At 67.2% G+C, this 21,693-nt stretch carries 16 protein-coding genes and 2 pseudogenes; 11 read left to right on the top strand and 7 right to left on the bottom strand.

The features are described from left to right. Nucleotides 1-168 precede the first annotated feature (168 nt). From ACYVO6_RS39635 to ACYVO6_RS39615, 5 genes are all read left to right on the top strand, one after another. On the top strand, nt 169-1,281 hold the full coding sequence (locus ACYVO6_RS39635; RefSeq protein WP_461070111.1) for an alcohol dehydrogenase family protein: 1,113 nt from the start codon (nt 169-171) through the stop codon (nt 1,279-1,281). A 696-nt stretch (nt 1,282-1,977) separates the two neighbouring features. Next, a complete protein-coding gene (locus ACYVO6_RS39630) occupies nt 1,978-2,343 on the top strand; it encodes a hypothetical protein (protein ID WP_461070109.1) in 366 nt (121 codons plus the stop codon). Between the two features lie 244 nt (nt 2,344-2,587). Beyond that, a complete protein-coding gene (locus ACYVO6_RS39625; protein WP_461070107.1) occupies nt 2,588-4,042 on the top strand; it encodes an aminobutyraldehyde dehydrogenase in 1,455 nt (484 codons plus the stop codon). A gap of 159 nt (nt 4,043-4,201) precedes the next feature. After that, nucleotides 4,202-4,993 (top strand): SDR family NAD(P)-dependent oxidoreductase, encoded by a 792-nt coding sequence (locus ACYVO6_RS39620; RefSeq protein WP_461070105.1) that lies wholly within the window; start codon nt 4,202-4,204, stop codon nt 4,991-4,993. 259 nt (nt 4,994-5,252) lie between these two features. After that, complete coding sequence (locus ACYVO6_RS39615) at nt 5,253-6,038, top strand: SDR family oxidoreductase (protein WP_461070103.1); 786 nt, start codon at nt 5,253-5,255, stop codon at nt 6,036-6,038. A 346-nt stretch (nt 6,039-6,384) separates the two neighbouring features. Here the strand turns inward: ACYVO6_RS39615 and ACYVO6_RS39610 are convergent. Further along, nucleotides 6,385-6,552, bottom strand: a pseudogene (locus ACYVO6_RS39610) (alpha/beta hydrolase-fold protein); the annotation flags it as partial. 25 nt (nt 6,553-6,577) lie between these two features. Continuing rightward, nucleotides 6,578-7,621 carry an IS630 family transposase gene (locus ACYVO6_RS39605; protein WP_461070101.1) on the bottom strand — a complete coding sequence of 348 codons (1,044 nt, stop codon included), beginning with the start codon at nt 7,619-7,621 and terminating at the stop codon, nt 6,578-6,580. Nucleotides 7,622-7,745: 124 nt separating this feature from the next. Here ACYVO6_RS39605 and ACYVO6_RS39600 point away from each other — a divergent pair. Continuing rightward, nucleotides 7,746-8,657: pseudogene (locus ACYVO6_RS39600) on the top strand (IS30 family transposase); the annotation flags it as partial. A 39-nt stretch (nt 8,658-8,696) separates the two neighbouring features. On the opposite strand, the gene ACYVO6_RS39595 reads toward ACYVO6_RS39600, so the two are convergent. From ACYVO6_RS39595 to ACYVO6_RS39580, 4 genes are read right to left on the bottom strand one after another with little or no spacing between them, the layout of a single operon-like run. Continuing rightward, a complete protein-coding gene (locus tag ACYVO6_RS39595) occupies nt 8,697-11,507 on the bottom strand; it encodes an FAD-binding and (Fe-S)-binding domain-containing protein (RefSeq protein ID WP_461070099.1) in 2,811 nt (936 codons plus the stop codon). Next, entirely contained in the window at nt 11,504-12,352 is an 849-nt protein-coding gene (locus ACYVO6_RS39590; RefSeq protein ID WP_461070097.1) for a PPC domain-containing DNA-binding protein, read from the bottom strand. The genes ACYVO6_RS39595 and ACYVO6_RS39590 overlap by 4 nt, the downstream gene beginning before the upstream one ends. Before the next feature lie 41 nt (nt 12,353-12,393). After that, nucleotides 12,394-14,007, bottom strand: a complete 1,614-nt coding sequence (locus ACYVO6_RS39585; RefSeq protein WP_461070095.1) for an AMP-binding protein — start codon at nt 14,005-14,007, stop codon at nt 12,394-12,396. After that, a complete protein-coding gene (locus ACYVO6_RS39580; protein ID WP_461070093.1) occupies nt 14,004-15,176 on the bottom strand; it encodes a thiolase domain-containing protein in 1,173 nt (390 codons plus the stop codon). Before ACYVO6_RS39580 ends, ACYVO6_RS39585 begins: the two co-directional genes overlap by 4 nt. Nucleotides 15,177-15,323: 147 nt before the next feature. On the opposite strand from ACYVO6_RS39580, the gene ACYVO6_RS39575 reads away from it, so the two are divergent. The 5 genes from ACYVO6_RS39575 to ACYVO6_RS39555 all read left to right on the top strand — a co-directional run bounded on the left by ACYVO6_RS39575 (nt 15,324) and on the right by ACYVO6_RS39555 (nt 20,831). Then, nucleotides 15,324-16,538, top strand: coding sequence for a PucR family transcriptional regulator (locus ACYVO6_RS39575; RefSeq protein ID WP_461070091.1), 1,215 nt, complete (start codon nt 15,324-15,326; stop codon nt 16,536-16,538). Between the two features lie 102 nt (nt 16,539-16,640). Next, nucleotides 16,641-17,447 carry an SDR family NAD(P)-dependent oxidoreductase gene (locus ACYVO6_RS39570; protein WP_461070089.1) on the top strand — a complete coding sequence of 269 codons (807 nt, stop codon included), beginning with the start codon at nt 16,641-16,643 and terminating at the stop codon, nt 17,445-17,447. A gap of 52 nt (nt 17,448-17,499) precedes the next feature. Further along, entirely contained in the window at nt 17,500-18,873 is a 1,374-nt protein-coding gene (locus ACYVO6_RS39565; RefSeq protein ID WP_461070087.1) for an MFS transporter, read from the top strand. Between the two features lie 191 nt (nt 18,874-19,064). After that, nucleotides 19,065-19,877, top strand: a complete 813-nt coding sequence (locus ACYVO6_RS39560; RefSeq protein ID WP_461070085.1) for an alpha/beta fold hydrolase — start codon at nt 19,065-19,067, stop codon at nt 19,875-19,877. Between the two features lie 174 nt (nt 19,878-20,051). Beyond that, nucleotides 20,052-20,831 (top strand): SDR family NAD(P)-dependent oxidoreductase, encoded by a 780-nt coding sequence (locus tag ACYVO6_RS39555; RefSeq protein ID WP_461070083.1) that lies wholly within the window; start codon nt 20,052-20,054, stop codon nt 20,829-20,831. A gap of 377 nt (nt 20,832-21,208) precedes the next feature. On the opposite strand, the gene ACYVO6_RS39550 is transcribed toward ACYVO6_RS39555, so the two are convergent. After that, entirely contained in the window at nt 21,209-21,640 is a 432-nt protein-coding gene (locus tag ACYVO6_RS39550; protein ID WP_461070081.1) for a MarR family winged helix-turn-helix transcriptional regulator, read from the bottom strand. Nucleotides 21,641-21,693: the final 53 nt, after the last annotated feature.

Here is a 21,693-nt window from a genome sequence, read left to right as displayed (position 1 = left end):
TGACCACCATGCTTCGCTGCCTCTGGCCGTCGGCTCTCAAGGAGCAGCCGGTCGGAACCTGGAGCGCAGACGAAGGAAACGTGAACCTGACCGTCGTGGTCAATCGACCTTGCACCCTGAGACATCTCACGACGCCGACGTAGCCGGCGAAGAAAGGGAACAAGTCAAGTGCAGACGCAAGCAGGCGTTCCGACCGCGATGAACGCGGTCATCCTCACCGGCCATGGCGGCATCGATCGGCTGGTCAGCCGGGCCGACGCACCGACTCCGCAGCCACGAGAAGGTGAGGTGCTGGTTCGGGTCGGTGCGTGCGGACTCAACAACACCGACATCAACACCCGGACGGGCTGGTACGACCGAAAAGTCGAGTCGAGCGTGACGGAGGAGCTCGGACTCCACGGTCGCGACGACGACGCCGGCTCCTCCTGGCTCAAGAGCGCAGTCGGCTTCCCGAGGATCCAGGGCGCCGCGGTCGCCGGCCACATCGCTGCGGTAGGCGCGGAGGTTGATCCCGCACGTATCGGCCAGCGGGTCTTGGTCGACCCCTCCGTCCGCGACCCCCGGCTGCCGCTGCGGGCACAGCTGGTCGAGTATCTCGGCAGCGAGCGCGACGGCGGTTTCGCCGAGTACGTCGGCGTACCGTCGATCAACGCACATGTCATCGACAGCTCGCTCAGCGACGCGGAGCTGGCGACGTTCCCCTGCTCCTACGACACGGCCGAGGAGATGCTGGCTCGCGCCGACCTCGGCGAGGGCGAGACCATCCTGATCACGGGCGCGGCCGGCGGCGTCGGCACCGCACTCATCCAGCTGGCCCACGTACGCGGAGCTCGCGTCGTCGCGGTGGCCAGCGAGTCGAAGCGCGAACGCCTCCAGGCGTTGGGCGCCGACTACTTCGTGGCACGAGACGCGGCCAACCTCCAGCAGTCCGTGGAGGCTCTCGTCGGCGAGCAGGCCATCGACGTTGTCGCCGACGTCGTCGGCGGCGAGCTGTTCGGCCCGATCCTCAAGGTGCTCCGTCGCGGGGGCCGGTACACCACGTCCGGCGCCATCGGTGGGCCTATGACCGCCATGGATCTGCGTGACCTGATCTACAAGGATCTGGAGATGTACGGCATCACCAATCCGACCGCCGACACCTTTGCGCGTCTCGTCGCGCTGATCGAGGGTGGTCGGCTCAAGCCGATGCTCGAGGCGTCGTACCGGCTCGAGGAGCTGGCAGCGGCGCAGGAGCAGATGCTCAAGCGCGCCCATGTCGGAAAGTTCGTCGTCGTCCCGTGACGCTGACGGGCCCCCGAAGGGGCACTGGCCGGACCCCTGCCGGCGCCGTCGAAGTGCATGCGCCGAGCGCCGCGGTCAGTCACAGACCCTTCGGCATTGGGCAACGCGCCACCGAGGCGCCCGGTGCTGACGAGAAGGGCTGCGCGAGCCCTCGATTGGCCGGACGACAAGCTGTTTCCGCTGCTCAAGCCCTCAATGAGTGCGCCGCCCGCGGTGGGATTCCGGCACTCGGTGCCCGTTCATGACGGACAGGAACACGCGGACGGTCATCCCTCGGCGACAGCCCGGGTGGTTGGTCGCCCAGCCGCTCGAAGGTCCACGAACTTCCGACGTCTGTAGCAAATGCGAGGCGGTTCTCTCGTCTCCTGTCCCTAGTGATCCGGGCCACGAACGGACCACCCTGTTGTTGTGTCGGTCACATTGCCGACGGGTCGCCGGAGCAATCACCATCGGTCACCACATCACCGGAGGATGCCGCTCGGGCTCGGGCAGTAGGCAGCTAGCGATCGTTCAAGACCCGCAAGAGACACAAGGAGACACGCGGATGTCGGCACTCGAACGAGGTCGATCGGCCGGTCGCAATTCACGCCGCCGTCGGATGGCCGCGACGGCTCTCGTCGGCGTCCTCGGCGCGGCGATTATGACCGCCTGCGGTGGCGGTAGCAACGGGACTTCGTCCTCGCAGTCGTCCGGCACATGAGTACCCGGATCGCGGTGTTGGAGCACGGGCACCTCGTCGAGGAAGGTGACGCCGCCCAGGTGACCGAGCATCCGACTCAGCCCTGTACCCGGCGGCTCATCGCGGCATCACCCCAGTCTGATCCCGACGTCCAAGAGGCTCGCCGCGCTACGCGAAAGGCGATCGTCGGGCTGCGGGCCGACACCGCCACAGACGCCAACGCCGTCGCCGACGATCCGGGCATCCGGATCCTCCGCGCCCTCGAGCGGCAAGCCGTCACCGAGGCGCTGATCCAGCCCGCTGCGACCATAGCAGACCTGGACCACGCACTGGCTCGCTTCGACAAGGATCCGGACGACATCGGAGCGAAATGTCGACGGTGATCAACGCCGGCGACCGCAACCGGCCACCGCACTCGTGGGCTCACTCGACCATGCCCACGAGCAAACCGACAGGACGAGGGTGGGATGACGCAGGACGGGGCCGCCCGCCCAGCCCATCGTCCGGCAGCCACCCACGCTCCCACGCACGTCGGCGTGACGTCGTCACCACGAATCTGACCTGCATCCGCCCTCCTGAGGAGCGGCTTGTGCCACAGCAGGCCACCGAAGAAACGGAGAAGAGACCATGAGCCACCCCGCCAACGCTGCATCGGCAGCAGCATCGACGGCGCAGAGCTGGCTGGCTGAGCCAGGCGACACCGACGTCTCGGTGATCATCAACCCTGCGACCGAGCAGACGATCGCGACGTACCGCAACGCGTCGGCCGAGGAGGTCAACGCGGCTGTGATGCGTGCACACGCCGCCCGGACGTCTTGGGGACAGACGCCGCCCAGTGAGCGTGCCGAGCTCCTGTTGAAGATCGCAGACGCGGTCGAGCAGGAAGCTGAGGAATTCGCTGTCATGGAGAGCAAGAACACGGGGCGGCCGATCACCCAGTCACGCGACGAGATGCCATGGGCTTGGGACGTGATCCGGTTCTGCGCCGGCGCCGCACGGGTGTCGCATGGCCCAGCCGCTGGCGAGTACGCGAACGACAGCACGTCGTGGATGCGGCGCGAGCCTCTCGGCGTGGTCGGGCTGATCACGCCCTGGAACTACCCTCTGCTCATGGCGGCCTGGAAGCTGGCTCCCGCCCTCGCCGCAGGCAACACCGTGGTCATTAAGCCGGCCGAGCTGACCCCGCTGACGACGATCAAGCTCGTCGATCTGATGAACCGCTTCCTTCCCGACGGCGTGGTCAACCTGGTGCTCGGCGACGGCCGCGCCGGCCAGGCCATCGTCGAGCACCCCCAGGTGCGCAAGATCGCGCTGACGGGGGACGTGAGCACCGGAAAGGCCGTCGCCGCCGCTGCCGCCGCGACGTTGAAGCGGACCAGCCTCGAGTTGGGAGGTAAGGCTCCGGTCCTGGTGTTCGCCGACAGCCCCGTGGCACAGACGGCCCGCGACCTCGCAGAGTTCGGATTCTCTGCCACCGGACAGGACTGCACTGCGGCTTGCCGGATCATCGTCGAAGAGGCCGCCTTCGACGAGTTCGTCGACGCCTATGTCGCTGAGGTCGAGAAGATCAGGGTGGGGGACCCGGATGACCTGGGAACGACGATGGGGCCCCTCATCTCCGAGCGGCAGCTGAAGCGCGTCGAGGGGTTCGTTGACCGTGCCCGCGCCGAAGGTGCCTCGATTCGCACCGGCGGCGAGCGGCTTGCTCGCGGCGGCTGGTTCTATGCGCCCACCGTGGTGACGGACGTCGGCCAGGACTCCGAGATCGTCCAGCGCGAGGTCTTCGGACCAGTCGTCACGATCCAGCGTGCCCGCAACGACGACGAGATGCTCGAGTGGGCCAATGGCGTCGACTACGGACTCTCTGCCAGCGTGTGGACCACGAACCTGGCCCGCACGATGCGTTTCACGCGGGAACTCGCGTTCGGGACCGTCTGGGTCAACCAGCAGATCTTCACGGCAGCGGAGATGCCCTTCGGCGGGTTCAAGAACTCCGGCTATGGCAAGGAGCTCTCGGGCATCGGCCTCGACGAGTACTCGCAGTTCAAGCACGTGATGGTGAAGGCCGAACTGGCGCCCTGAGGTACCCGTCCGTTCGGTAAGCGCCACCCATCACACGTGTTATTACACCAGTGCCGATGCGGTGCGGGTACGAAGGGGCAAATGCCGGTGGTAACCGCAAGGACCTCAGATGACCACAACCAACACGACATCGTAGAGAGCGAAACGAGGAGGCAGGAAATGAAACCCCTTGAAGGACAGGTGGCCGTCGTCACCGGCGCAGGGCGCGGCATTGGACGGGGGATCGCGGAGGAGCTCCTGATCGCCGGCGCGAAAGTGGTGATCTCGCAGCGGAACGAGAGTGAACTACGCCGGGTCGCCGAAGAACTCGGCGAGATGGGGGAGGTCTCGGCGTTTGCCTGCGATGTTTCGCAGCACGACGAGGCCCAGGCGCTCTGCGATCACGCCGTGGCGGTGTTCGGCAAGCTCGACATCCTGGTGGCCAATGCGGGGACCTCGAGTTACAGCCCCTTCCTCGAGATGAAGGAGGAAGACTGGGATCGGGTGCTGGGGGTCAACCTGAAGGGCTCCTACCTATGCGGACAGGCTGCGGCGCAGCGTATGGCCGCAGCAGGGAACGGCGGCAGGATCGTCCTGATCTCGTCCATCTGCGCGTCGGCTGCGGAGCCCAACAGTGCTCCCTACACGGTCAGCAAGGGTGGGGTGTCCGCGCTGGCGAAGGCAATGGCGGTCGATCTGGCACCGCATCGAATTACGGTCAACGCCATCGCGCCAGGCTGGATTCACTCGACCTCCACGTCCGCGATCACGCCCGAACCGCTGCTGACGGGCGAGCAGCCATTCCCGCTGAACCCGCTCCGGGTGATTGGTCAGCCGCAGCAGATCGGCAGCACTGTCGTCTGGCTCGCGAGTCCCGGCACTAGCTTCACGACAGGTTCAGTAATCACCGTGGATGGGGGCCAGACTGCAGTCCTGCAGACGGTTAATCAGCGCGCGCTCGGCAAGTTGTGACGACGGGCAAGCGGGCTCTGGTGGGAATTGCTCTGAACGTTTGCTCGTCTGGCTGTTCCTGATGTGCAACGGGCCAACACAGTTCGACCCGTCGCTCGGAAAGGTGTTCACCTCGGATTCGCCCGGGTGGACACGGCTCGACTCGTCACAGCAGCACCTCAGGTCGTAAGGGGCGCCACGCCGGCTTCTGAAAAGCTCTGACCTGCATACAGACAGCGGCCCCAGTCGCGCCGACAACTACCGAAGAAGGAATGAAAACATGACTCGCACGTATCTCGTCACAGGATCCGCCTCTGGAATCGGCAAGGCCACAGTCGCGAAGCTTCGCTCCGACGGGCATCGCGTGATCGGCGTCGATCTGAAGAACGCCGATATTTTGGTGGATCTGAGCACGGAAGACGGACGCACCGGCCTAGTCGAACAGGCCCGTGAACTGAGTGGCGGCGTCATCAATGGAGTACTGGCCGTCGCCGGAGTGTTGGTATCGGCATCGCCATCTGTAGCCGTGAATCATTTCGGAGCGGTGGCAACCCTCGAAGGCCTGCGTCCGTTGCTCGCCGCCGCAGACAAACCTCGCGCAGCCGTCGTGGCATCTCGAGCGATCATCGATGAGAACGACGCGAAGCTGCTCGAACTGATCGAGTCAGGAGACGAGGCCTCTGCTCTTGCCCACGCTGATTCCCTGGCGGCAGCCACTGACGCTGCGGGCTCGAGCGTCGTCTACACCACATCGAAGCTCTCATTGGCCCGCTGGGTACGGAGGAACGCGCCCTCAGAGGCCTGGGGTAAATGCGGAATCGCCCTCAACGTGGTAGCGCCCGGTGTCATTCTCTCTCCCATGACGATTCCGGTCCTCGAAACCGAAGAAGGGCGCGCTACGCTCGACAAGCATGCCCCAGCACCTTTCGGTGGCCCCGCAGCAGATCCCTCGGCAGTCGCGAACCTCCTCGCATGGCTCACGAGCTCGGATAACCTCTTCGTGACTGGTCAGATCCTCTATATCGACGGAGGCGCCGAGAGTATTCGTCGCCCCGAGTTCATCTAGACGCGATGCGTGGTTGAGCTTGGGTTCCTCCATTCGCGGGAACTGTGGGTTACGTACCAGCTCATCCCTTGCAAAGCACGCGGGAGAAGGGTTTCCGATCTCGTCAGAAGTCGCAGATGCCTGGAACCATTGGCTCAACTGCGTGTCCCCCCAAGAAGTGTCCCTGGGGCTCGACCATCACGCAGAAACTTCCTCCGCAGTCCGAGTCCAAGGGCGAGGCCGAAGGGCGGGCCCACCGCTCAGGGCGCTCAACTCACGCAACCACTTGCCATACGCGGATCGGCTTGCGAGGTGACTGTCTCACCATCGGGGGTAGGTTATGAGCGCCCCTGATATTGACGAAACTTCAGCAATGTGAAATCACATTGCGGAGCTGATCGGGCCTGTGGAAAGCCGCTGTCAGGGCGTATGCGCCGCCGGAGCTGAAGCCGCAGATCACTCTACCCGCTGGGTCATCCGTCAGGTCGATGTGCTGTCGGACAACGGGAAACAGTTCGTCGACCAAGAACCGGGCATATTGATCCGAAACTCAATCGGTTCTATTCGAGGGTGTAGCGGACGTGTGGGCCGCCGAAGTAGCCGCGGATGATGTGTGGCTGGCGTTGGCGGCGGTGGAAGAACCTTCGGGTTTCGGCGGCGAGTTGGGCCTGGTCGCGGGCCCGGCTGTGCATGGGAAGGCTCCGTTTGAGGTCGGCGTTGACCAGTTCGTCGGGGTTCAGTTCCGGCGAGTAGGACGGCAGGAAGTGGAGCTCGATGCGGTCGGGGTGATCGGCGAGCCAGGCGCGGACCTTGCGGGAGCGGTGCGCTGAGTGGCCGTCCAGGACGAGGTGGACCTTGCGGTCGAAGTGGCCGGCGAGCCGGTCCAGGAAGCGGCACATGACGTCGGCGTCGAACGTCTCGGTGAAGACCATGAAGTGCATCCGGCCCTTGGTGCTGATCGCGGACATCGCGTTCACCGAGAACCGGTTGCCGGTGCGGCGCACCACCGGGGTGCGGCCCTTCTCGCCCCAGGTGCGGCCGGTGACCTGGTCGGAGCGGATGCCGACCTGGTCGGCGAAGAGCACCTCGCCGCCCTCGGCCTTCGCCGTCGCACGGATCACCGGCCAGGATTCCTCCCGCCAGACGCGCACCGCTTCCGCGTCCTGTTCGACGGCCCGCTTGTCCGGGCGCTGGAAGGACAGGCCCCAGCGCCGCAGGTACGTGCCCACGCCCTGCTCGGTCAGCCGCACCCGGTACAGCTTGGTGATCAAGTCCCGTACCCCGGCCCGGCTCCACAACTGGCCCGCGAGGCCCAGGTCGCACGGCCGGTGATCCAGCACGGCCTGCCGGATCGCCTGCTGCTCGGCTTCGCCGAGGAGCTGATGTTCGCCGACCCGCCGCCCGCGCGGCTGGGCCACCAGCGCCTCACGTCCGCCCGCCAGCCACTTCGCCCACCAGTTGTCCACGGCCTTGAGCGAGACCTTGAACAGCGCCGCGACGTCCTCGCGGTCCCGGCGCGCCACCAGCGCAGCCACCGCCCGCATCCGCAGAGCCTCTTGCGCCGACGGCGACAACTGCCGTGCGTCCCCCACCAGTTCACTCACGCAAGGACCAACGAGAGGGAACCCCTACCGTTTCGGATCAATAGTCGCCGAAGAGCCGGGCGTCGTCCGGCTCACTGGAACGGCACGCCAACCCCAACGTCCTCACAGCCGACATCGGAACCTCATGTCTCGCCCAGGGCTCGACGTCCGGCACGACACTCGTCGAGGCCGAACGCGTCGATACCACGACAGTCCCCGAGCTGCGGCCGTTCGTGCCGCCGGAGACAGTCGGCCCCAGATCTCCGTCCTTAGATTCAACCGGTCAGAGCAACACTGCTGGTTGAGGACGGTTTACGTGGCGAGACTGGGTCGGCCGGGGATGTCAGACGAGATGAAGGCCGACTTGTGGCGGCGGTGGAGGGCCGGGGAATCGATCAGCGTCATCTCACGGCAGATCGGCAAGCCGCCCGGCTCGGTGTTCACCGTCCTCAAGCACCACGGAGGGATCGCTCCCGCACCCCGTCAGGCGCGCTCCGGAAGCTTGACGATAGGCGAGCGGGAGGAGATCTCACGCGGGCTTTGCGCAGGCGATTCCTACCGGGCGATCGCTGCGCAGGAACGGGCACTTGACCGCGCCCGGCGCCCGAAGCAGTGCCTGCTGTCCCGCAGACCCGCGCTGAGGCAGACGGTACTGACCCTGCTGAGGGAGGAGTGGTCGCCGGAACAGATCGTCGGCCACCTGCGTCTGCATCACGGTGACGACCCGGGGATGGAGATCAGCCACGAGACGATCTACCGGTCGGTGTACACCACCCGATGGAAAGTGATCCCCCGCGAACTGTGCAAACGCCTGCGCACGGGCCGCCCGATCCGCAAGAACAAGCGTCACACGGTGAAAGGACAGTGGCGCTCACAGATCACCGATGCCCGACCGATCGAAGAGCGGCCACGCGCGGCGGAGGACCGCAGCGAGTCCGGGCACCTGGAAGGCGATCTGGTGATCGGCTCGAACAACAGCCAGGTCGCCACGCTGGTCGACCGCAAGACGCGGTTTCTCACGGTCGTGAAACTCGCCAGCCGCCATACCACCGTGGTCGTTCCCGCTCTGGCCCGGCCTCGGTATCGAGATGGCGGATCATGTGGACGGCGTCGGCGGGATCGACGCGGACGCCGACCTTCTTGTGCTTCGCTCGTCCAGCACCTGGAGGATGTGCCGATAGGGCCGCCCAACGGCGCGGGTCATGCCGAGCTCGCAGGCGCGGTTGCACGAGACGTGCAGGGTGGCGCCGGACTCCCGCACCTCGGCGGCCTGGCGGCGGGTCGCGCTGTCGGTGAGTTCCGGGCGTAGGAGTCCACGGTCGCCGGCGAACGCGCAGCATCCCCATGAAGGGGGGACGAAGACATGTGCGCTGAGAGCGTCGGCGATGATCTTCAGGCTGTCGTCGGTGTGCATGCGGACCGACGAACAGGTCGGGTGCAGAGCCAGCACGTCCAAGGTTCGCTCGATGTCCACCCGCGGCAGGATGTCGCGTGCGGTGAACTCGGTGGCGTCCTCGACACGCATACCGGACGGCAGCGTTTTGCGAACTCCTTCGGTACATGACGACGCGTCGACAACGACCGGGACGGCGCCCTCGTCGCCGGCCTGCCGGAGCGCGGCGTGGAGACGGCGGCTCATCACCTCGGCGCCGTCGGTGAGTCCTTTGGAGGACCACGGCATTCCACAGCACAGGCCGGCCACCTCGTCGGGCACGGCCACCCGGATGCCCGCTTTCGCGCACAGCGACAGAAACGCGTCCGCTGTGGACACGCCGCCGGCGCTGCCGAACATCGACCCGGTGCAGCTGGGCAGGAACACGATGTCGGGAAGCGGCGTCGGACTGCCGGACCTCGCGCGGCCACCGCGGGGCAGCTCGGGTGACCACTGCGGTACGGCTTCCGCCGGCAGGACCTTGCGCGCGGCACCGGTCGCCGCCGTGGACACGGTCGGCAGTCGGTGGGCGACGGTGAGCCCTGCCGCCGCGGCTTTCGTCGCGCCGGCCCAGTGGCGGGCGGCCGTGCGGCCGATCGCCTGGGCGGTCTTGCCGCGGCCTTCGGCGCGCAGCCGGCGGACGAGCGCGCCGGTGTCGATGTCGACCGGACAGGTTGTCTGGCACATTCCGTCCGCCGCGCAGGTCTGCACGCCGGAGTACTCGTAGGCGCGGGAAAGTTCCGTGGCAGTCGCATCGTCGCCGGCCTGCCGTGCGGCGGCGATGGCGCGGCGGGTGACGATGCGCTGCCGCGGGGTCAGGGTGAGGTCCTTGCTGGGACAGACGGGTTCACAGAAGCCGCATTCGACGCAGCGGTCGGCTTCGGCTTCGATCGGCGGGGTCGTTTTCAGGTGTCGCAGGTGGATGGCCGGGTCGTCGGTGAGCAGGACGCCGGGGTTGAGGATCCGGCGCGGGTCGCACAGGCTCTTGATCCGCCGCATCACGTCGTAGAGCTCGGCGCCGTACTGGCGTTGGACGTACGCCGCCATGACCCGGCCGGTGCCGTGCTCGGCCTTGAGCGTGCCGCCGCGTCCCAGTACCAGATCGACCATGTCCTCGGTGAAGGCCGCGTACCGGTCCACTCCGGCGGAGTCCTGGAACTCGGCGCTGAGGAGGAAATGGATGTTGCCGTCCTTGGCGTGCCCGAAGATGACGCTGTCGTCGTACCCGTGCTTGCCGAAGAGCCGTGTCAGTTCCGCGCAGGTGCCCGCGAGGGCGGGGGGAGGAACGGCGATGTCCTCCAGGAGAGCGGTCGTCCCCTCTGCCCGGGCGCCGGCGACGGCGGCGAAGAGTCCCTTTCGGATCTTCCACAACGCGGCCCGTGTCGCGGGGTCCGTCGTGAGCTCGTCGCCCCCGCCCGAGGTCCATGCGAAGCGCGCTTCCGCCTTCTGGAGGAGGCTCCGCAGCTGCGGGACCGTGGGCGCCTGGTATTCGACGAGGAGCGCGGCCTGTCGGGAGATGGGCAGGGCGCGCAGGCGTTCGGTGGCGTCCTTGTCGGCGGCGGCGACACGCAGCGACTGGGCATCGAGCAACTCGATCGTCGCGGCGCCGCTGTCGATGAGCGCGGGCAGCGCCGAGGCGGCCGACACCAGATCCGGCAGGACCAGCAATCCGGTACCGGCGTGAGGAAGTACCGGCACGGTCGTGAAAGTCGCCGAGGCGATGAAGGCGAGTGTGCCTTCGCTGCCCACGATGAGGTGGGCGAGGATGTCCGCGGCCGTGTCGAAGTCGAGGAACGCGTTGACCGCGTATCCCATGGTGTTCTTGATGGCGAACAGTTCCCTGATCCGGGCCACCAGAGCCGGGTTCTCGCGGACCTGGTCACGCAGCAGGAGCAGCCCCCGGTTCAGATCCGGTTCGAGGGCGTGCAGGCGGGCGTCGGCGTCGGTGTCGCCGGTATCGACGAGGGTGCCGCTGGGCAGGACGAACCGCAGCGAACGAAGGGTGCGGTACGGGTTGGCATGCGTGCCGCAGGTCATTCCGCTGGAGTTGTTCGCGACGATGCCGCCGATGGTGCAGGCGTACTCGCTGGCTGGATCAGGGCCGAGCTTCGTGCCGTAGGGCCGCAGCGCGGCGTTGACGGCGCCGACGGTGGCTCCCGGCTCCACCCGCACGGCGCGGCCGTCGTCGAGTACCTCGACACCCCGGAAGCCTCGGCGGGTGTCGACCAGAACGGAGTCGGTCACCGCCTGTCCGGACAGGCTGGTCCCGCCGGCGCGGAACGTCAGGGCGACATCGGCCCGGCCGGCGGCGGTCATCAGCTCGGTGACGTCCTGCGTGCTCCCGGCGACCACGACGGCCTGTGGGGTGAGCAGGTAATGGGAGGCGTCATTCGCCTGGGCGACCCGGTCCAACAGACTGTCGCTGGCGCCGTCTCCCCGCCACCCGTGCGCGCGGAGACTGTCGAGGGGCCTCATCGCGTCACCTCCTCGACCAGCAGCTCGAAGGTGACGGCGACGATGTTCTCCTCGTCGACGAACTCTCCGCGGTGGACGTTTCCGAACCGGTCGATCGCCACCCCGCTGATCCAGGAGAACGGTGCGGCGGGATCGCGCAGGTCGAAGAGGCCGATCAGGGACGCCTCGGTGGCCGGCCCGTCGACGACGAACGCACCACCGTCGCGCCGGAGGACGGCACCGACCAGGCTGCCCACGCTGCCCGCGATCGACGCACGCTCGAACCCGTTCTCCCGCATCACGTCGCGGACGGCTTCGGCAAGCCGGACCCCCGGTGCCACGCGGGACATGGCCGCCCGCACCGCCCCGAGCCCGCTCACTCCGCCGGGCTGGGCCGGACGCGGCGTGAAGACGGGCAACCGGGTCTCGGCGTCGGTGTCGCTGATGAGTTCGGCCTGATTCAGGGCATGCACGACGGCGTGGACGGGGCCAGGACCGATGACGGTCTCCGGCCACACGTGCCCGCCTCTGACCTCGCCGTACGCATCGAACCAGGCGGCGTGACAGTGGGCGAAACGCTGCCCGTGCCTGAAGCCGACCGTGGCCGACCCGGCGATCAGGCGCCCGGGTGCCACGGCTTCCCTGGTGGAGCTGAAGGTCACCGCGGTCGTGCCGTCGTGGCACAACGCGGGGACGCAGTAGCTGACCCGGGACAGTGACCCGTCGAGCAGCTCGACCTGACCGGAACTCGCACCCAGGGCCTCGATCTCGTGGGCCATGGCGTCGACCAGGCGCGCCCCGGCGGGCAGGGTCACCCTGCGCGGTGTGCTGGTGGTCGGCACGGAGACGCGGCGTTCCGCCGCCACGGCTCCGGGATGACGGAGGGGCTGTGCCCAGCGACCCGACGTCATGACGGCCAGCCCTGCTCGATCAGCCGATCGCGGACGGTGCGGCGCACGATCTTGCCGTACCCGGACCGTGGCAGCTGGTCCCAGAAGACGACATGCCGCGGCACCTTGTAGCGTGCCATGCGGTCGGTCAGCCACTCCCGGATCTCCTCGTCGGTCGTGGCTGCGCCGTCCGCGAGGACACAGACGGCGACACCGACCTCGCCCCAGGTCGCGTCGGGCATGCCGAGCACGATCGCCTCGCTGAGCGCCGGGTGGCCGAGGATCTTCTCCTCGATCTCACGGGGGTGGATGTTGGATCCACCGGAGATGTACATGTCGGACAATCGGCCGGTGATGTAGAGAAAGCCCTGCTCGTCGAGCATTCCGACGTCGCCCGTGTGGAACCAGCCGTCGTGGAGGGCGGCCTCGGTCGCCTCGGGGTTGCGCAGGTATCCCCGGAACACGGCCGGTCCCGCGGCACAGATCTCCCCGGTCTCTCCCGCGGCGACCTCGTTGCCCTCCGCGTCCCGGATGCTGATCTCCATTCCGGTACGCGGGTATCCGCAAGTGCCGTACGCGACGTTCGCCGGCGGCTCGTGGTCGTGCTGATGCGGCGGCAGGACGGTGATGTTGCCCGTCACCTCGGCCAGCCCGTAGTACTGCACGAGGACCTCTCCCAGCGTCGCCCGAGCGTGCTGCTGATCCCGGCGGGGCATCGGGGCGCCGGCGTAGACGACGTAGCGCAGCGACGAGTGGTCGCGTTCGTGCACCGAGTCGTGTTCGGCGAGGCGCTTGAGGATGGTCGGGACGGTGAAGAGGTTGGTGATCCGCTCGGACTCCACGAGCTGCCACACCTCGGCGGGATCCAGGCTCGCCGAGACCGGGATGACGGTGGCCGCCCCGCGCGCGACCTGGGGCAGGAGGTGTACGCCCGCGCCGTGCGACAGCGGAGCCACGACCAGGGACCGGTCGGCCTCGGTCGTGCCCGGCATCAGATCGGCGATGTGGTTGGTGATCACGTAGCCGAGCTGGTCGTGGGTGAGTACTGCCGCCTTCGGGGAGCCGCTGGTGCCCGAGGTGAAGAAGTACCACGCGGCGTCCCCGGCCCAGACCCCGTGATCCGGCACGACCCGCTCCGGGTCGGAGAGCGAGCCGATCTCCTCCAGCCACAGGGTCACCAGCCCAGGACCGACCACCGATTCGACCGCACCCACGTGTGAAGCGGCCGACTTGTGCGCGATCATCACGACGGGCTCGCACACCGAGGCGATGGGCACGAGTTCGCTGTCATGCGAACGCGCGTTGACCGGTGCGAGCACCGCCCCGATACGCCACACGGCGAACATGGCCTGCACGTACTCCGGCTGGTTCGGGCCGTCCAGCAGTACGCACTGGCCGGGCCGGACTCCGAGAGTGAGCAGGCGCGCGGCCAGCGCCGAAACCCGCCGGTCCAGCTCCCGCCACGTCCACCGCGTTCGATCGTGCACCAGCGCGCAGGCATCGGGAGAACGGCGGGCGGTCTGAGTCAGCAGGTGGGCGAGATTGACCGCCCGGTGCCGCGGTGCTCCGGCCTCACCGGTGAGTTCTCTGTTCTTTCGTGCGTCGTTCTTCCGTGCATCGGCGATGGTCATCGTGCCCGCTCCAGGACGGTGGCGTAGTTGGCCACGGCAGCACCGCCCATATTGAACACGGCAACACGGTCGACGGCGGACAGCTGCATGTCGCCTGCTTCGCCGACGAGCTGCATGGCGGCCATGACGTGCTGGGACACACCGGTGGCGCCCAGCGGATGTCCTTTCGCCTTCAACCCGCCGGACACGTTGACGGGCAACGATCCGTCACGGTGAGTGGCGCCGCGCGCCAGTACCTCGGCGGCTTTGCCGGGCGTGGCGATACCGAACGCCTCGTACTGCAGCAGTTCGGCGATGGTGAAGCAGTCATGGGTTTCGAGCAGATCGAGCTCCGCCAACCGGGTTCCGGCCTCGTCCAGCGCACCGTGGAACGCCGCGGCAGCACCGACCAGGGCAAGTGGATCGGGCCGCGCGGCGACCGCCAGGTGGTCGTTGACGTGGCTACGGCCACGCACCGCGACCGCACGGTGCGCGGTGCTCGCGAGGTCGGCGTCGGCGACGACCAGGGCGGCCGCGCCGTCGGACACCATCGAGCAGTCGGTGCGCAGCAACCGTCCCACGACGCGCGGGTTTCGCTCGGACTCGGTGGCGCAGAAGTCGAACCCCAGATCCTTCCGCACGTGCGCCAACGGGTTGGCCACCCCATTGCGGTGATTCTTCGCCGCGATCTCGGCCATGGCGTCGTGCGGGTCGCCGTACCGCTCGGCATAACGATCAGCCAGTCCCGAGAAGACCCCCGCGAAACTGCCCGCCGCCGCCTCGGTACGCCGGTGGGAACCACTCAGCAGAATGTCATTGATCTCTGATCCCGGTACCGACGTCATCTTCTCGGCGCCCACTACGAGCACGGCGCGAGCACGTCCGGCTTCGATCCGGTCCAGGGCCGCGAACAGCGCCGCCGACCCGGTGGCACACGCGTTCTCCGCCCGGGCCGCAGGCACGGACGCCAGAGCGGGCACGCCGGCACCGACCAGCGCGGCCTCGAAGCCCTGTTTCGAGAAGCCGTTGTTGAACACTCCGACAAAGATGGCGTCGATGTCGCCGGGTTCCAACCCGGCGTCCTCGACAGCCGCGCCACTGACCGTGGCGATCAGCCTTTCGATGTCATGGTCCGGATGGCGACCGAACGGGGTATGGGCCCATCCGATCAACTGCGGTGGCTTGGTCATCGAGAACCTTCATCTTTGAAGTCGGCGGGGAATCACTGCCCGAGTACGCCCCGGTCGGCTGCTCACCATGCCGCTCGGACGCGCCGCCGGACACCGTCTCGGGACGAGGAAACGTGACCGCCTTTCCTCTCTCTGTAGAATCCACGTGTGTCCGACAACGAGATCCAGCCCATCGTCGACCGGCTCGCCCAGCAGCTGCAGCGGTCCGTCGTGATCAACGATCCGGCCGTACGCATGCTCTACAGCAGCGCCCACTTCGGCGACGAGGACCAGGTCCGTGTCCAGGCGATCCTGCATCGCGACGCCGGCCCCAAAGCCATTGGTCACGTCCTCGCCCAGGGGGTGTCGACCTGGACCACCGCCGGCGTCATCCCTCCCTACGAGGAGATCGGGATGAAGGCCCGTGTCGCGGTACCCATCCGATGGCGCGGCGACCTGCTCGGTCTGCTGCTGGTGATGGACGCCGAAGGCTCCCTCACCAGCTCCGAGTTCGCGAAGATCAGCGACACGGCACAGGTCGTTGCACCGATGCTGGCGGGTCAACGTCTTGGTGATGAAGGCGCGGCCGACCGCGAACGAGCCGTCCGGGACCTGGTGAGCAAGGAACCCACAGTGCGCCGCCGCGCACTGGCCGACCTCGGCTCGGGCGACGAGCTCAACCGGTTCACGCACGTCACAGCCATCGACGTAGGGGTGGTACCCGTCGCGGAGACAGTGAGCGCGTCCCATGTCGAGATGGCACTTCGCGACGCCGTGACCTTCAGCCGTCCGCCGGGCTCGACGGCCGCACTCCACGCGGTCACCGCCGACGGTGCGTTGCTGCTGCTCGGTGGCTCCGCCCCCCTCGCCGACAACGTCAGCCGCGGCCACGCGCAACGGATCGTCGAGCGTGTGCAGGACATGGCCGCAGGCCGCTTCACACCGGTGGCCGGTGTCGGATCCGCAGCCGAGGGCCTCGACCGCGCCGTGGAGACAGCGGACCAGGCCCGACTGGCCCGCCGCGCCGCCTCGTCAGTACTGGGCACGGACGTCGCTGTCTGGGCCGACGTCGGACCCTACGGCCTTCTGCTCCGCGTACCCGCCGACGAACTCACCGCGAGCGCGCTGCCGGTCGAGCTCCGCCGCCTTCTCGACATCGACCATGGCCGCCAGCTCACCGAGACCCTGCGCGCTTACCTGGACAACGCATGCTCAGGTCCCGCGACCTCGCAAGTGCTGAACATCCATCGCACCACCCTCTACTACCGTCTCGGTCGCATCAGTGAGCTCACCGGCCTCGACCTGGCAGACGGCCGCACTCGGCTCGTGCTCCACATCGGCCTCACGATGATGGACCTCATGCACGCCGGGGTTCGACAGTAAGAGGAAAATCGGCGTTCGTATTCCAACGTCCCGCTGTAGTGGCACACGGCTGTAGAGGCGCATCCTGCTCCGGACTGACCACCAGCCACGCAGGGATGTGACATGAGCACCGTTCGCCCTACCGCCGAGGCGACGCGAGCCGGAACCGACCCGTTCGACCTCACAGGGAGAGTCGCACTGGTCACCGGAGCCGCCCGTGGAATCGGCCAGTCGATCGCTGTGGAACTGGCCCGGCGAGGCGCCCATGTCGTGGTCGCCGACATGCGAGACCCGAGCGAGACGGTGGCCCTGCTACGTGACGGCTTCCCTGCCGGGACCCACGAAGGCAAGGCGGTCGACGTGCGCGAACGCGATCAGGTCGAGAACGTGGTCTCCGACACCGTCGAACACTTCGGGCGCCTGGACATCCTCGTCAACAACGCCGGGACAGCCACCCGGGCAAGTCTGACAGGGATCACCGACGACGAATGGTTCCGCGACATCGACACCAACCTCCGCGGCACCTTCCTGTTCTGCCGCGCCGCCATCAGCCCCTGGATGAGCGAGCAGCGCGCCGGCGCGATCATCAACATCAGCTCGATCAGCGGCATCATGGGCGGTCCCTCCTCGGGCAGTGCGGACCAGGTACGCTCCGGGCCCGCGTACGCGGCCTCCAAGGGCGGCGTCATCGCCCTCACCAAATGGCTCGCCAAAGAGGTGGGCGCCCTGGGGATCACGGTCAACTCGGTGGCACCTGGTCCGATCGCCACAACGCTCACCGAGAACGTGGCATACGACTTCAGCCAACAGATCCTCCCGCGTATGGGCAAGCCCGAGGAGATCGGCGCGGCCGTGGCCTACCTCGCCTCACCCGCGGCCGCGTACGTCACCGGACAAGTGCTGCGCGTGTGTGGCGGCGCAGCGCTCTGATAGCGGCCCCCGCTCGACATTCTTCAATTGAGCCCGCAAAGGAGCTGGCCCGATGAGTTCAGTGCATCCTGGAACACCACCCGCCGACGTCCAGGCGCGCATCATCCGAAAGGTTGCCGTTCGGCTGATTCCGTTTCTTGCGGTGGCCTTCTTGTTCAACTACCTGGACCGCACCAACATCGCCTTCGCCAAGTTGACCATGAGCGAGGACCTCGGGCTCAGCGAAACCGCGTACGGTCTGGCGAGCGGCCTCTTCTTCGTCGGCTACGTGCTCTTCGAGGTGCCGAGCAACCTGGCACTGGTCCGATTCGGCGCGCGACGCTGGATCGCCCGGATCATGGTCACATGGGGACTCATTGCGACCGCCATCGCGTTTGTGAACAGCGAGACCACGCTCTACATCGGGCGGATCCTGCTGGGAATCGCCGAAGCCGGATTCTTCCCCGGAATCCTGCTCTATTTGACGTGGTGGTTCCCACGAGCCGTCCGCGTCCGGCTGATGGGGCTATTCATGATCGCCGTGCCGGTCTCGGCGGCGCTGGGTGCTCCTTTGTCGGGCGCAATCATCCAGTACATGGACGGACTCTTCGGCCTGGACGGATGGCGGGTGATGTTCCTCATCGAGGGCGCGCCCACGGTGGTACTCGGAATCGCTGCCTGGTTCTACCTCACCGACCGCCCACGCCAGGCCAAGTGGCTCAGCCCCGACGAGCGCGAATGGCTGCACACGACAATGGAGGCCGAGCACAGCGCCACAGCCAAGGGAGGGCACACCTCCGTTCGCCAGTCCCTGCGCGATGCCCGGGTATGGATACTGGGACTCGTCTACTTCGGCCTGGGCTATGGCCTGTTCGCCTTGTCCTTCTTCCTGCCGACCATCGTCGCCGGGTTCGCGGAGAGCTTCGACACCACGTTCTCGATATTCGAGGCGGCACTGATCGTCGCCATCCCCTTCGCCCTGGGCGCGATCGCCCTCGTCATCTGGTCACGCCACTCCGACAAGACCGGCGAACGCATCTGGCACGTCGTTCTCCCCACACTGCTTGCTGCGATCACCATTCCGGTGGCGTTGTACACGCACTCCCCGGCTTCGGCGATGGCGGTCATCAGCCTCACCGCGATCGGGCTCTTTGCCGCATTCCCCGCGTTCTGGTACCTACCGTCGACGTTCCTCACCGGCGCGGCCGCAGCCACCGGAATCGCTGTGGTAAACACCATGGGCGCCGTTTCCGGTTTCGCTGCTCCCTACATCACCGGCTGGCTGTTGGACCTCACCGGCACGTCAAAGGCGGGCCTTTGGGTTGTCGGCGTAGTCATGTTCGCCTCGGCAAGTTTGCTGCTGGCCTTCCGTAGGCGATTTCCCACCCAAATGACAGATGAGGCGCAGTCCACGGAGGCTTCCGCAACATCGCAGCCAGTCCCGTGACCGTCACCGCCGAAGTACTCGTGATCAACGACGGGCCCTCGCCACTCCACGAGGTGTCCGATTGTTCCAACACCCCTTCTCCCGAGACCATCCGAATGGGCGCCGCGTCACCGACCGGCTGATTCGACTGGTTCGGTGGGCGCGCCCAACCGGCGCGCCCACCGCCCACAGCAAAGGCAGGACACCCCACCATGAGCGGAACCGGACTGATGTTCACCACCTCCGACGGCGTGCGAATCTGCTACGACGATGAGGGATCCGGCGCACCGGTCCTGCTCGTCCATGGCTACTCGGCCAACCGCGGATACTGGCCCTTCCAGCGGCGCGCGCTGCTCGAGGTCGGCTACCGCGTGATCAACATCGATCAGCGCAACCACGGCGACTCCGACTACGCCGCGTTCGGTCAGCGGATGTCTCGGCACGGCCTGGACCTGCGAGAGCTAATGGACGGTCTGCAGCTGACCGACGTCAGCCTTGTCGGGCACTCGATGGGTGCATCGGCGTCGCTGGCCCTGTTCAGCCTTTACGGCACGCGTGACGTGAGCCGCTTCGTCGCTGTCGACCAGTCGCCGAAAATCGTCAACGACGAGACCTGGAAGTGGGGAGTGTTCGGCGTCGAATGGCCTCATGCGTGGGAGCAGGCCAACATGCGTCACCCCTGGGGCGAGCTGGACCGTGAGCCCGACACACCGCAGGCAGTCGCCCGTGCACTCGCCAAGTTGACGCACCATCACGACCACTTTCCGCACGAGCAGGTCAGCCGGCTCCTGCTGGACCACTTCGTCGCGGATTGGCGGGACGTGCTGCCGCGGATCGACATCCCGACCTGGGTCGTCACTGGCCGGCGCAACCCGTATTACCACGCTGAGGGAATGGAGTGGTTCGCCCAGCAGGTCCAGCGCGGCAGCTACTCGATGTTCGAGAACAGCGGTCACGAGCCGCACATGAACGAGCCTGACCTATTCAACGAGCGGCTGCTCCAGTTCCTGAAGACCACTCCGTGAGCCGGCACCACCGCCCAGTGGTTCGCACGACTGTTGGTAGACGAGACGTACGGGTGAATCACGCTCGGAGAGAGGTCTGATGAGCAGCGTTGGTTGGGCATACACATCGTTTCACTTCGAGGTGCTGTTCGCTGGGATGGACCGCATCGAGGCGGGCGGGGTTCAGTGAGCACGGTGCATGAACTCAGCGGCCGGGTGGCCGTGGTATTCGGAGCGGGGTCATCGGGTGCCGGACTCAGCAACGGCGAGGCAGCCGCCCGGGCGTACGCTGCGGCCGGGGCGCTCGTCGCCGTGGTGGATCTGGTCGCCGGTGAGGCCGATCGGGTCGCCAAGAAGATCACCGCTACCGGCGGCACCGCCCTCGCTGTCACCGCCGACGTCACCGACGAGGACCAGGTCGCGGCCGCGGTGCGCACCGTGGTGGGGGAACTCGGCGTGCCGCATGTTCTCCACAACAACGTGGGCGTTGCGCGCACCGGCTCCGTGCTCGAACTCGGGCTGGACGACTGGGAGGCGGGATTGCGCGTCAATCTGACCAGTGCCTATCTCACGACACGCCACGTGCTGCCGTCGATGCTCGCCGCCGGGAGGGGTGTCATCACGAACGTCTCGTCCGTCGCGAGCATTCGGGACACCGGCTACGTCTACCCGGTCTACAGCGGGGCCAAGGCCGCGGTGAATCAACTGACCGTATCGTTGGCCCTGACCTACGCCGCCCGCGGCATCCGCGCGAATGCCGTATTGCCCGGCCTCATAGACACCCCTCTGGTCACCCAGCAGATCACCGACGATCCAGAGGCTCTTGAGGCCCGTCACGCTGCCAGTCCGACCGGACGCATGGGTAGCCCGTGGGATGTCGCGCATGCGGCTGTGTTCCTGGCCAGCGACGCGGCGGCCTACGTCAACGGCGTCTGCCTGCCAGTCGATGGCGGCCTGTCGGCGCGGTGCCGGTGAGGTCGAGAAGACCGGTGGCGTCGCCCCGCCCAGGAGAGTGCTGACGACGACAGTCCACTCCTGCGTCCCGGAACCGATCAGCCGCAGTGCTCACATGGGGGCAGGAGTCGGTCCTCGCAGGCGAGGATGACCAGTTGTGCGCGCACTCCCAGGTGCTGTCGGCGCTGATGTCGCCGGTCGAGAAGTGGTCGTCAGGACCATCGCTGCGACGCGGGCCAGGACCGGGGTGCGGGTCGAGGCCGAGCCGGACACCAACACCTACCCCACCGGACATCCGCACCAGCACACGATCGGCTGCGGTGCAGGTCCATCCCCACGGTCTGCGGTCCCTCATAGGCCGTCGTCGGTCTCACGTCCGCGTCGGTCCCCCGAGGGCGTCACTCCTCGCAGGTGCTGGCGTCCCCGGTCTTGATCCGGTGCAGCAGTCGCCGCAGCTCCGTCAGCTCCTGCTCCTCGATGCCGGCGAACAGCTCCGCCTCGGCGGCGCGTACGGCGCGGTCGGCCTGGACGACCAGTGCGGTCCCGCGGTCGGAGATCTCGACGACATGGCGGCGTCGGTCGGCGGGATCGCGACGGCGGGCCACCAGCCCGTTGTTCTCGAGGCCGTTGAGTACCGTGACCAGCACACTGGGGTCGACTTTCAGTTCCTCCAGCAACGCCTGCTGGCTCAAGCGCTCGCGTTCGGCGAGCAGCCCCAGCACATGGGCGTGGCTGAACTTGAGCCCCATGTCGGCCAGCGCCTGCCGGAGTTCCGTCTCGGCGATCCGGCCCAAGCGGGCCAGAACGAAGCTGACGCGGTCGGTGATCACGAGGCGATTCTATCAACCGTCATCGATGACGGGGAATGATCCGATCGTTGGTA

It is taken from the genome of Streptomyces pseudoechinosporeus, from assembly GCF_054783935.1.
The sequence above is the reverse complement of the archived record's forward strand: the minus strand, read 5'-3'. Positions and strand labels throughout refer to the sequence as shown.

Bases quoted from the DNA above. Each gene is read 5' to 3' on its own strand.
- ACYVO6_RS39630 (WP_461070109.1), top strand. From the start codon at position 1,978: ATGAGTACCCGGATCGCGGTGTTGGAGCACGGGCACCTCGTCGAGGAA.
- ACYVO6_RS39625 (WP_461070107.1), top strand. From the start codon at position 2,588: ATGAGCCACCCCGCCAACGCTGCATCGGCAGCAGCATCGACGGCGCAG.
- ACYVO6_RS39620 (WP_461070105.1), top strand. From the start codon at position 4,202: ATGAAACCCCTTGAAGGACAGGTGGCCGTCGTCACCGGCGCAGGGCGC.
- ACYVO6_RS39615 (WP_461070103.1), top strand. From the start codon at position 5,253: ATGACTCGCACGTATCTCGTCACAGGATCCGCCTCTGGAATCGGCAAG.
- ACYVO6_RS39595 (WP_461070099.1), bottom strand. From the start codon at position 11,507: ATGAGGCCCCTCGACAGTCTCCGCGCGCACGGGTGGCGGGGAGACGGC.
- ACYVO6_RS39585 (WP_461070095.1), bottom strand. From the start codon at position 14,007: ATGACCATCGCCGATGCACGGAAGAACGACGCACGAAAGAACAGAGAA.
- ACYVO6_RS39580 (WP_461070093.1), bottom strand. From the start codon at position 15,176: ATGACCAAGCCACCGCAGTTGATCGGATGGGCCCATACCCCGTTCGGT.
- ACYVO6_RS39570 (WP_461070089.1), top strand. From the start codon at position 16,641: ATGAGCACCGTTCGCCCTACCGCCGAGGCGACGCGAGCCGGAACCGAC.
- ACYVO6_RS39565 (WP_461070087.1), top strand. From the start codon at position 17,500: ATGAGTTCAGTGCATCCTGGAACACCACCCGCCGACGTCCAGGCGCGC.
- ACYVO6_RS39560 (WP_461070085.1), top strand. From the start codon at position 19,065: ATGAGCGGAACCGGACTGATGTTCACCACCTCCGACGGCGTGCGAATC.